At 39.2% G+C, this 11,634-nt stretch carries 9 protein-coding genes; 3 read left to right on the top strand and 6 right to left on the bottom strand.

Annotated features, from left to right (window positions below):
- Positions 1-137 precede the first annotated feature (137 nt).
- Both JFU56_RS20900 and JFU56_RS20895 read right to left on the bottom strand, forming a co-directional pair.
- On the bottom strand, positions 138-737 hold the full coding sequence (locus JFU56_RS20900) for a Yip1 family protein (RefSeq protein WP_198439187.1): 600 nt from the start codon (positions 735-737) through the stop codon (positions 138-140).
- Positions 738-820: 83 nt separating this feature from the next.
- On the bottom strand, positions 821-1,705 hold the full coding sequence (locus JFU56_RS20895) for a LysR family transcriptional regulator (protein WP_198439186.1): 885 nt from the start codon (positions 1,703-1,705) through the stop codon (positions 821-823).
- A gap of 130 nt (positions 1,706-1,835) precedes the next feature.
- Between JFU56_RS20895 and JFU56_RS20890 the strand changes: the two genes are divergently transcribed.
- The 3 genes from JFU56_RS20890 (at position 1,836) to lysS (ending at position 4,072) form a co-directional block, all read left to right on the top strand.
- A complete protein-coding gene (locus tag JFU56_RS20890) occupies positions 1,836-2,168 on the top strand; it encodes a multidrug efflux SMR transporter (RefSeq protein WP_198439185.1) in 333 nt (110 codons plus the stop codon).
- A complete protein-coding gene (locus tag JFU56_RS20885) occupies positions 2,161-2,493 on the top strand; it encodes an SMR family transporter (RefSeq protein WP_198439184.1) in 333 nt (110 codons plus the stop codon). The genes JFU56_RS20890 and JFU56_RS20885 overlap by 8 nt, the downstream gene beginning before the upstream one ends.
- Positions 2,494-2,560: 67 nt before the next feature.
- Entirely contained in the window at positions 2,561-4,072 is a 1,512-nt protein-coding gene (gene lysS, locus JFU56_RS20880) for a lysine--tRNA ligase (protein ID WP_198439183.1), read from the top strand.
- A 77-nt stretch (positions 4,073-4,149) separates the two neighbouring features.
- Here lysS and pdxY read toward each other — a convergent pair whose 3' ends face one another.
- From pdxY to cadC, 4 genes are all read right to left on the bottom strand, one after another.
- A complete protein-coding gene (pdxY, locus tag JFU56_RS20875) occupies positions 4,150-5,010 on the bottom strand; it encodes a pyridoxal kinase PdxY (protein WP_198439182.1) in 861 nt (286 codons plus the stop codon).
- Positions 5,011-5,107: 97 nt separating this feature from the next.
- Positions 5,108-7,243, bottom strand: a complete 2,136-nt coding sequence (gene cadA, locus JFU56_RS20870; protein ID WP_198439181.1) for a lysine decarboxylase — start codon at positions 7,241-7,243, stop codon at positions 5,108-5,110.
- 103 nt (positions 7,244-7,346) lie between these two features.
- Positions 7,347-8,672, bottom strand: coding sequence for a cadaverine/lysine antiporter (gene cadB, locus JFU56_RS20865; RefSeq protein ID WP_198439180.1), 1,326 nt, complete (start codon positions 8,670-8,672; stop codon positions 7,347-7,349).
- A 635-nt stretch (positions 8,673-9,307) separates the two neighbouring features.
- The gene (gene cadC, locus JFU56_RS20860) at positions 9,308-10,903 is read right to left on the bottom strand and encodes a lysine decarboxylation/transport transcriptional activator CadC (RefSeq protein WP_198439179.1); all 1,596 of its coding nucleotides are present in this window, start codon (positions 10,901-10,903) and stop codon (positions 9,308-9,310) included.
- Between the last annotated feature and the right edge of the window lie 731 nt (positions 10,904-11,634).

The following is an 11,634-nucleotide window of genomic DNA, read 5'->3' as shown; positions in this document are numbered from 1 at the left end:
TATTACATCGAGGGCAGTTTCTGGAGACGAGCGTGGTGAAATTTAAATGCACAATTTAAATCATACTGTTAAATAAAAACAGCGATATAGAATGAGCCTATATCGCTGCTGAAAAATACTTAATATTGTGGACCTGATTAAATTACAAATTGTGGACCTAATCCAAAGCTCCACATCACGACAGTAAAGCCCATAGACGCAACAAATAACACCAGTCCAACGGTCAGTAACGACGAGGCATAAATGAATCCCCGTTCTTCAGTAATGTGCATAATCACTGGCACACCAGTGTAAAGAGCACGCACCGAAAATGCGACACCAACTAATAACGCAATCATGATCACCCAAGCAACAGGGATCAGAGCAGCAATCCCCGTAATGAAGATCGGTGCTGCGGTATATGTCGTTAATTCTAACGCTTGAGTAAAGCTCGATGATGAACCAAAGTTACCCGCCATCCATTGTACAAAAATGGCAAATGTAGCGACCAACGTGATACTGACAATTATCATAGCTACAGCCATGATCGTCGCACTTGAAGAAGATAAATAAGTTGTTTCCCCAACACCAAGCTTCCAACCTGTCACTGTTGCGGTATACCAGGCGGACATAGCCGGAATTAAAGCAAAAAATAACAGACTTACAACGACGGATAATAAAGACTCATGGTGGGTATCAATATCAATCCATTCGTCCTTGGGCTGTACGTATAAACCCCATAAGTGTTTTACTAACATAAGTCGACCCCTTAATGTAAGATAGAGACTTAAGTATTAGCGAATATATTGAGATTGCCAGTTACGCAGCTAACAATTAGTAATTAGTGTGACTCAGTAATCAAGTAGTGCTCAATTTGCTCTGCAATCCAATCTGTCACCGCGCCACGACAGAAATCGACACCTGTAATTTCACCATAAATCTCCCAACTCATCGATTTTTTATAACGAAGTACTTTAAGTGTTTCATTTCTAAGTTGATCAGTAATCAAAGGCGCCGGTACCTTAGCCCAGCCAACACCATTACATACCGCATCACGTAAATACTCATAAAACGTTAAACCGATATAACGGTGACTAATCGACGCCTCAACGGTTAATAAGTCATCCATATAGGCTAGAACAACCTCGGTATATAAGGCTAAATCATTACTGGTCAAGCGATTACCAATTGTATGTAATGGGTGAGCAGCGGCGGCGACCGCCATCATTCTAAGCTGACCCAACTCACTACGTACATGTCGCTGATAATCATGAGTATCCGAGATCATGCCGTAAGCAATATCAACTTTGTTATTTTCCACATAAGCGATTAATTCCGGTGTTGGTGCGGCATACATAGATAAAGAAGTTTGTGGAAATTTCTTTTCTAATTGGCTAATCAATTGGTTCCAGAATTTCTCCGGTAAAGCATCATCTCGCGCAATACGTAATGCCGACTCTGCACCAGCCAAATGATGAGCGCATTTTGCATGCACTCCCTGGGAAAGGTGATATATACGCTGACAGTCAGCAACGATATTTTCACCTATATGGCTTAATTCAATTTTATTACCACTGCGTAATAGCAAGTTCACACCTAACTCATCTTCAAGTGCAAGCAGTGCTGCGCTAACTGTAGAGCGGCTTTTACCAAGCTGTATAGCCGCTTCAGAAATCGACCCAGTTTTAACCGCCAATAGAAACATCTCTATTTGTATTAATCTCATAACAACCCTTAGTGACGAAATAACCGACGCTGAGCGATTTCATCTTTTTAGTAACCAGCGATACACTTAATCCCATAGTAATTAAATAAGACATTAATTACAGCATTATTAATACAAATAGGGACTTTTTATGTATCACAGCATGATGCTGTTTTTCGCCATTGTAGCTGAAGTCGCAGGCACCATTTCCATGCGCTATTCAGCTGAGAACAACCCCGTAACAGGTACAGTAGCGATGATTATATTAATAGGGATATCCTATTTTTTATTATCTAAAGCAATCCAAAAAATTCCTTTAGGAGTGGCTTACGCAATTTGGGAAGGGGTTGGGATCTTACTCATCACAGTCATTAGTAATTACCTGTTTGATGAAATGATCACTCCCGCTAAAATTTTCGGTGTTGGTTTGATCGTCGCTGGACTTATCTTTATTAACACAGATGAAGGACATGATGATGAATAATGCAGAACTCATACACATCGTATTCTTGTGTTTTTCCATATTGTTAGATATTACCGCCAATTACTTTTTAAAATTATCAGATGGTTTTAAAAATAAACTACCAGGCGTATTTGCAATTGCATTGGTTGCAATGGCCTTTATCAGTCTAGGTCAAGCGGTGCAGTCAATCCAACTATCGATTGCCTATGCGACTTGGGGTGCTGGCGGTATTGTAGGCACCCTATTGGTCGATAAGTATATGTTTGGCGAAACGATAGGACGTCGTAGCCAAATAGGCGTACCACTGTTAATTTCAGGCATTGTGGTACTGCAATTTTCACACTAAACGTAATCATTAACTTAACAATAAATCATATAACATGAATTAATATATTAAAGATAAGAGGCTATATATGTCGGAAACCATTCAAAACCCAGAAATCGATTTTCAAAGTGAAGTTGAACAACGTCGTCAAAAATTGGCAGATTTACGTAGCAAAGGCAATGCTTTTCCTAATAGCTTTCGCCGCGATGCGATCTCAAATGAGCTATTAAATAAATACGATGATAACAGTGCTGATGAGTTAAATAACTTACAAGTTACAGTAAAAGTAGCTGGCCGAATTATGACACGTCGAATTATGGGTAAAGCCAGTTTTGTAACGCTACAAGACATGGGTGGTAAGATCCAATTATATGTAAGCCGCGATAATCTGCCAGAAAATTTCTATAACGAGCAGTTTAAAAAGTGGGATATTGGCGACATTGTTGGCGCTGAAGGTACTTTATTTAAGACCAAAACGGGTGAGTTAACGATTAACTTAACCAATATCGAATTGCTGACAAAAGCGCTACGCCCTCTGCCAAACAAGTTTCACGGTTTAGCAGAACAAGAAACCCGTTATCGTCAACGCTATTTAGACTTGATCGCCAATGAAGAAGCGCGTAATACTTTTACAGTGCGCTCGCAAGTCATTACTGGCATTCGTAATCTGTTAAGCAAAAATGGCTTTATGGAAGTGGAAACTCCGATGATGCAAGTGATCCCTGGTGGAGCCTCTGCACGTCCATTCATAACCCGACATAATGCACTCGATATGGATATGTATTTACGTGTATCACCAGAACTGTATCTAAAAAGGTTAGTCGTTGGCGGTTTTGAACGCGTATTTGAAATTAATCGAAATTTCCGTAATGAAGGTATTTCAACCCGTCATAATCCAGAATTTACCATGCTTGAATTCTATATGGCTTATGCCGATTACAATGACTTAATGGCGCTGACAGAAGAAATGTTACGTACCTTAGCCCTTGATATTCTGGGCACGCCAATGGTGCCTTATGGCGACTTAACGTTTGATTTTGGACAGCCTTTTGCAAAAATAGGTATGAAGGATTCGGTATTAAGATACAATCCTGAGATCCGTGCTGAACAGCTGGCAACATTATCAGCTGCAACTGAATTAGCAGATAGTCTGAATATTCGTATTGATGCAAGCTGGGGCATTGGCCGCGTGATCACCGAGATATTTGAAGAAACAGTTGAAGAGAAATTAATTCAACCGACCTTTATTACAGAATATCCAGCAGAGGTATCACCGCTAGCACGTCGTAATGATGATGATCCGCTCATCACTGATCGTTTTGAGTTCTTTATTGGTGGTCGTGAGATTGCCAACGGTTTCTCTGAATTAAATGATGCAGAAGACCAAGACGCGCGCTTCAAAGAACAGGTACAACAAAAAGAAGCAGGTGATGATGAAGCCATGTTCTATGATGAAGATTATGTCACCGCACTTGAACATGGCTTACCACCAACAGCAGGTCAAGGGATTGGCATTGATCGCTTAGTGATGCTATTCACTAATAGCCACACGATCCGTGACGTGATCTTATTCCCGACATTACGCCCACAAAATAAATAGGTCCAACTGATTAAAACCTGATTAAAACGAAATAAGGCAGCCATTGGCTGCCTTATTTTTCGCGTTATATTTATATTCTATAACGTTGTCGCGTTAACTTTCACCTCAGGAAGAGCAATTAAGTCTTGCGCGGCAATAAGTTGCAGTTCATAACTGCCTTGCTTAAAGGTCGCTTCCAATACCGCATCAACAGCCGCATTCGTCAATTCAAACGCTGTCACTGGATTATGAGCAGCTAATAAATTAGCAAGCATCACGCCACTAATCAAATCACCGACACCTACAGGTTGGCTGACAAAATCATACAAGGGACGGGTAATATGATAGTAGCCATCAGCCGTAGCTAATAGCATTTCAAACTGACTTGCCGTTATACCCGCTTTACTCAAATGCTTAACCAATACAATTTTAACACCTTGATCTAGCAACATAGAACATGCTTGTTTTACCTGTTCTATATTATCTATTTTCATATCGGTCAGTGTTTCTAATTCAAGTAGATTTGGCGCGATCACATCAGCTTTTGGCAATGCGTGATATTTGAAAAAATCCATGACTTCAGGTACGACAATACAGCCCTTTTCAGGATGCCCCATGACCGGATCACAAAAGTATAAAGCATCAGCATTATGCTGTTTAGCTTGCTCTACTGCATAAAGCACTTCCTTGCCTTGTGTCGCTGAACCGAGGTAGCCACTTAGTACAGCGTCACAACTTGATAAGCAGTCAATATTGATTAAACCATCAACGAGACTCTTAATTTGATCAACCGGCATTACCATTCCTTGCCACCCTTGCTTATACTGGGTGTGATTCGAAAACTGTACCGTATTAATCGGCCACACTTCAATCCCCATTCTACGCATTGGAAAAACGACTGCACTATTACCCGCACAGCCAAATACAACATGAGATTGAATAGACAAGATAGATTTCATAAATAATACCTTAACAAGAAATAAAAAGAGGGCATAAAGCCCTCTTTGGTTGAATCATCAATAAGATTAATTTATAGATTAAATGGTTAAATGCAACTTAATCTTGCTTTAAAACCTTCACAGTATAGCTACCATCAGCCTGGTGGTATAAACCGTGAATATCTGTTTCAAAACCAGGGAATTCGGTACCAATTTCACACAGCATTTCCAAGAAGTCTAATACGGGACGTGATGTTTCAGTGATCATCTCACCAGGTAATACAAGTGGCACACCTGGAGGATAAGGCAGGATCATATTCGCATTAACACGATTAACCATTTCTTCTAGCTTCACTTCTTCAGTATGGCCACGTAACTCTTGTTGCCATGCTGCGTTTGGCGTTATTTTAAGTTCAGGCAATACATCAAACGCTTTAAACATTAACTCTGGCAATTTGAATTTCTTCATCATGTCATGAATACCTTGAGCTAAGTCTTGGATATGCATGTCTTCATAGAATTTAGGATCTTCAGCGTATAGCGTAGGGATAAAGTTTTTCACCGTTAAGTTTAGATCGAAACCACGCTTGAACTCAGTCAATGCACGCAATAATGCCAATGATTTCGCTTTATCGATACCAATTGAGAATAGGAATAACAGGTTATATGGTCCTGTTTTTTCTACCACAACGCCACGTTCATCTAAGAATTTAGCCACTAATGACGCAGGAATACCAGTTTCAGCTAAGTAGTCACCGTCCATCCCCGGAGTTAACAAGGTTACTTTAATTGGATCTAGGTACATATGGTCAGCGTCGATATCTTTAAAGCCGTGCCAAGTGTCTTGGGGATCTAGATTCCAACATTCAGTTGTTTCAATATCTTCAGGCTGCCATACATCAAAAAACCAGCCTTCAGTTTCTTTTTCAAGGCGTTTAACTTCTTTACGGAAACGAATAGCGCGATCAATCGAATCTTGCATTAGCTTCTTACCGGTATTGCCACGCATCATCGCTGCTGCAGTTTCAGTTGACGCTACAATAGAATATTGTGGCGACGTTGAAGTGTGCATCATATACGCTTCATTAAATGTTTCTTTATCAATGTCGCCTTTAATGTGGATCATCGATGATTGTGAGAATGCTGCTAATAGTTTATGGGTAGACTGTGTTTCATAGAACACTTTACCAGGCATCGCTTCACCACTCATGCCGCACTTACCTTCGTAAATATGATTGAAGTTAGTGTAAGGAACCCAAGCACTGTCAAAGTGGATGAACTTAGTATCCAATGTCTCTTTAATATATTGAGTGTTATATAACAGACCATCATAAGTAGAATTCGTGACTACGGCATAATTTGGCATCACTGCATTTGGTGTCGCCGCTACTTTCGTAGCAATCACGTCACGACTGAATTCACTTTGTGGAATACCACCGAGGATACCGTACGCATTACGTGTAGGACGGAAGTAGATTGGCGTAATGTCACTCATCATTAATAAGTGAGTCAGTGATTTATGGCAGTTACGATCGATAAGCACAGTGCTACCAGATGGCGCAGAGAACATACCGACGATCTTGTTTGCAGTCGATGTACCGTTAGTCACAATATAAGAGTGATCGGCGTTAAAAGTTTTTGCAATGAACTCTTCAGCTTCTTGGTGTGGCCCTGAATGATCGAGTAATGAACCAAGCTCTGGCATCGACACTGATACGTCAGCTTTAAATGCGTTTGGACCATAGAAGTCATAGAAAATGCTACCTGCAGGGCTACGTTGAAACGCGGTACCGCCCATGTGGCCTGGGGTACAGAAAGTATATTTACCTTCTTCAACATAATTAAACAGTGCTTTCGTGAACGGAGGCATTAGTTCGCCTTTGTACTTGTCAATCGCTTGGTTAATTTTCAATGCGATATCATCACTCATACCAAGCGCATATTCGAAGAACGAAACATTCAAACGTAGCTCAGTTAACGATACATCAAGTGCTGATTGTTCATTAGCAAATGCGAATACAGGTAGTTTTTCGTTTAACGCATTAATTTGTTCACAAAGGGTTAGCGGGTATTTATCCCAATCAAAGATAGCGCCACAGATACGTGGATTCATTTCGATCATTTTGATCAGGTCTTTGTCATTTACAGGATAAACAACTTGGTAACCGGCTTTTTCTAAAGAAGCATGTAATTGACGAATAGGTTCTTCTTTAAAGAACACGCCCATGTGATTTAAGATAGCAATAATGTTCATTTCAAGATCTCCAAGACGAATAAGGGCACTCGCTATCATTTGATAGAGATTAACGAGCACCAGACATTAATTAAAAAGGAATGATTAAAATTGATTGTTCAGATTAAGCACTTGCAGCGATTACAGTAGGCTCGGTTTGAGAAAGACCTTTCTTCTTGCCGTAGAAAACAAGGATGATTAGCGAGACAAGGAAGGTTCCTGTTAATGCAGAGCTTTCTGCACCGGCAAGGGCGATTAAGCAAAATACACAAGCAATACCCGAGAACAACATCACGAAGATATTACGTGTAGTCATACTTTCTAGACGGATTAAGTTAACGCTTGAGTAGAAGTAAGGCAGCATGGTGAGTAGCACGGCAATTGTAGTAAGCTGATTAAATAAGTCGCCGGTATTTGATGAACCACTAAACATAGTGATGAACGCCATCAAAAACGTCATCTTAATTGATGCTAAAACTAAGCCCTTTTTAGCCACGCCAGATTTGTCAGTTTCACCATAAACCGCAGGGAAATTACCATCAGCAGCAGCACGTTTACCAGCTTCACCAACCAACATCATCCATGAACCTAGAGATGTGAAACAAGCAAGTGCAGTAAATGCAGCAACAAATGGGGCAGACCAGCTACCAAAAATAGATGTAGTAGCAAGGGCAAAAGGTGCACCAGAAGCAGCCACTTCAGCAGCAGGGAACATGCCCGCAATTACTTGTGTAGATAAGATATAGATAACGCCTGCTAACGTCGTACCAAGCATTGTTGCTAATGGCACTGTGCGTTTCGGGTTTTTAACCATGCCAGAAGAAACAGCAGCAGATTCAACACCAACAAATGACCATAAGCAAATAAGCACAGCACTAATAATTGCACTTGAATCACTACCGGATGCAACATTCCAATTCTGGCTGTAAACCGCAGGATCAAAATGCGTCCAACCGACTGTAGCAGTACCGATAACAGGGATAAGAATAAGCACAAGACCTAATGTACATAAACGGCTAACCCAAGTACCACCGAGTAAGTTGATGAACGTGAATATCCATACCGATGCTATGGTTGCGATAGCTGCTGGAATTGGACTTGATAAAATAGGGAAGAATACGGAAAGATAAGAAACACCTGTAATAGCAATGGCTAAATTACCAATCCAGTTTGCGTGGTAATAAAGCACCCCCGTTTGGAAGCCAAGTACAGGTGCAACATCACCAGCGTAACCAATCGGGCCACCTTCTTGCGGATCTTTCGTCGATAAACGCGCAAATACAAAGGCTAAACTTAGCGCACCAACCAAACAGATTATCCAGCTAAATATAGATACCGAACCGACAGCCGCTAAAGAAGACGGTAACAATGCAATACCACTGCCCATCATGTTGCCGGCAACAACACCAGTACAGGCAATTAAGCCAATTTTTTTTGTATTAGATGACATCTCATCTCCCAAATTTTATCAAGTAGAGCAATATGCTCAATAAGCAAACCAGCGATTAAGTGGTGATATTGCCGAGATGAAAAATGAGTCTCAGCAGGCCACCTGAATTTCTAATTGCAGGTTACGCCGAATGAGAGAGAAAAAAATAAAGGTAAAATGAACAATAAAATCATTAGAAAATTAAACAATGTTTATATATCCTTTATAATTAAATTCATTTTTTACGTTTAAAAACATAACCTTAAAAACAACAAAATAAAGTAAGTTTATATTTATTAAAAAAGTATGTTTATAAAGATTGAATACGACGCCTATCAACCCAACACCCACTTATAGGTAATCAAAGAGAAGCTGAAATTTAGATTATTACTATCCATATGAAGAATTAAAAAATAGAAAGGATCTATTCACAGTCATGAAGATTAATTGGAGTGATAGTCATTAGGAGTGGGGTTGAGATTGGGATGCTAAATCTTATTGATAGCTTTAGCTAAGTTCTAAAGTGTTCATTTAAATGTCGTCAAATATAAATGACAACCAGCTATTATGCATAACGACATACTTATACTGGTATCGTAGATACAAAAAAGCCCCTGACAAGCAGAGGCTAAAATGTGGTTGGTTAAAAGGCTAATTTATACCAGTTTGATTGCCCTAGAATTCATTGCTCGGTACATAAAAATAGCCATTCTCTCAAGATTACTATGAAATGCCAGGTTGGAACTTAATTGGTAAGTTTCGATAGAAGTATCAATGTAAAATGCCTGGGTATAAGCATCTCCAGCACTATCAAGGTTGCCAGTTAACTCAGCTAATTTGCCAACGATAATATAATATATCGAAGAACGGCGACTTTTTCCCGCCAATGTAATCAAGTTATTTGCTTTAAGCTCATGGCCTTGTAATAAGGCTTGTAATGCCAACGCTTCATATTCTCTCGCGGCCAATACCTTATTACCTTCATAACTATTATTTTCTAATAAGTCTGCACTCGAGCGTTTAATCTCATTTACAAACTCATCAGATAACGATAATGATGACAAGACGTTATAAGCAATGTAACGCTCAGCAAGTACTAATCCATTAGTTGGCTCAACAGATAAGATATCTTCAAACAAATCAATTCCCTGCATAAATAATTTAGGGTCTACTTGGTTAGTATAATGATTAGCAATGATTAATTTGGTTAACAAATCTTGATCTTCAGGTAAGTCCTTCATGACATAATCAAGTTGTTTGGGCGTCGGGTTAATTCTTAATGCGACCATGAGATCAGATGATGCTTTCTGTAAACTGTCATACATTTCATCTCCTGATATTAAGTATTGCTTACTAAATATAATCCGATTGGATGCATTGTTACGATAATTAATATCTAAATATGACAAGCCCAGTTGCTTATCGATCCTGACACTCACTAATTTTCCCGGTAAAATACCCGTTGTGAAATCAGTTTTCTTTAACTGCACACGATAATTACTGAGAGTTAATACATCATTCATTAATTTTTGGCTAATACCATCAGCAAGATATTCACTCGTCTTATCTGATTTCTGACTTGCACAATAGCTGAATTCAATAACTTGCGTATCTAACGATCGCGTTATTTCGGGCTTAGCTTGCACGTAGGTACAAAGAACAATAATACAAATTAATACTGACAATAAGAAACTGTCAAATAGCTGTAATTTATAGCGCTGTAAGAAAGTAAGCTTAGTATCTGACTTTGCTTCTTCTGCTGCTGCATGTTTAGAAATATGGGTGACGGCGCGTGTTAATGGCCCTGCGGGAAATACAGTAATAGCTTGTTCGTAATCTAGCTCAGTATCTATATCTGTCGTTTTTTCATCATCAACAATCTCGTCTGCATTTTTGCTTTCAGTTATTAATTTACGGGCATCATCACAGGTTAGTTCTACCGTATCTGCGACCAATCGATATCCACGTTTTGGCACAGTAGCAATAAATCGCTCGCAATCAACACGTCCATCTTTTAATATTTTCCGTAACTCAAAAATAGACTGTGTTACCACTTGGTCACTAACAATAGCACCATCCCAAATGTGCTCAATCAACTCTTCACGTCCAAAGACTTCACTCGGTGACTGTGCTAAAAAGGATAATAAATTAACCAAACGGGGTTCAACTGTTACTTCTCTTCCTTGTCGGCACAGTTTATTTTCTTCAACAATCAATATCCAATTACTGATTTGAAAACATAAACCATTCATAAAATATCCCAACATTTAATATTATTAACGCAAGGTATCACAATTCTATTTTTCATCCAACATCGTAAAAGTACGTACTTATAAGCGATAAACATAACGTTTAAAGCATGATTTATTCTCATAATACGAGCAGTAAAACGACGACTAACACACCTTTTTCATCAGCTTAACGCATTGTCTAATAGTGTGACATAGATCGCTAAAAGATCTATATTAGGGCATTATATCTAATATTACATATTCTGATTAATCACCATTTTTAGAACTTAGATCAATAATAATATTAAAATAAGAAACCCCAAAATAGAGATTTGTAACCTCGAAAATTCCCCTTTAATTGTAATTGATGCAATGAAGGAATATTTTAGGCTGTAACTAAGCCGGTGCTCAGGACTAACATCACTTGTGGCAGTCTTTATCATCTTTGAATTTCAGGTATAAAAAAAGCCTGGATCTTACGATCCAGGCTTTTTATTTTTAGCGCAGGGGCGGTTTTTTGGTAGAGAGTCTTACAGCCTCCATGGGTGGAGGAAGTACTGAAAATGTCGGAAATATTTCCAGTCCAACAAAATACGCGCCATAAAACCAGCTCTGCACACAATCTGTGTTTCTTTCATCCTTGAATTTCAGGCACAAAAAAAGCCTGAATCTTTCGATTCAGGCTTTCGTTGTTTGTTGGCAAAGAGAAAGTGGACGACTTTTTACAAACCACAACTCGCGGCCTCCGGCGT

It is taken from the genome of Moritella sp. F3 (genome assembly GCF_015082335.1).
Classification (GTDB): domain Bacteria; phylum Pseudomonadota; class Gammaproteobacteria; order Enterobacterales; family Moritellaceae; genus Moritella.
Note: the sequence above shows the minus strand (reverse complement) of the source record. Positions and strands in the feature narration are given on the sequence as shown.

Excerpts from the sequence above, each read along its gene's own strand:
- JFU56_RS20895 (WP_198439186.1), bottom strand. The coding sequence starts at position 1,705 with ATGAGATTAATACAAATAGAGATGTTTCTATTGGCGGTTAAAACTGGG.
- cadC (WP_198439179.1), bottom strand. The coding sequence starts at position 10,903 with ATGAATGGTTTATGTTTTCAAATCAGTAATTGGATATTGATTGTTGAA.
- pdxY (WP_198439182.1), bottom strand. The coding sequence starts at position 5,010 with ATGAAATCTATCTTGTCTATTCAATCTCATGTTGTATTTGGCTGTGCG.
- cadA (WP_198439181.1), bottom strand. The coding sequence starts at position 7,243 with ATGAACATTATTGCTATCTTAAATCACATGGGCGTGTTCTTTAAAGAA.
- lysS (WP_198439183.1), top strand. The coding sequence starts at position 2,561 with ATGTCGGAAACCATTCAAAACCCAGAAATCGATTTTCAAAGTGAAGTT.
- JFU56_RS20900 (WP_198439187.1), bottom strand. The coding sequence starts at position 737 with ATGTTAGTAAAACACTTATGGGGTTTATACGTACAGCCCAAGGACGAA.
- JFU56_RS20890 (WP_198439185.1), top strand. The coding sequence starts at position 1,836 with ATGTATCACAGCATGATGCTGTTTTTCGCCATTGTAGCTGAAGTCGCA.
- JFU56_RS20885 (WP_198439184.1), top strand. The coding sequence starts at position 2,161 with ATGAATAATGCAGAACTCATACACATCGTATTCTTGTGTTTTTCCATA.
- cadB (WP_198439180.1), bottom strand. The coding sequence starts at position 8,672 with ATGTCATCTAATACAAAAAAAATTGGCTTAATTGCCTGTACTGGTGTT.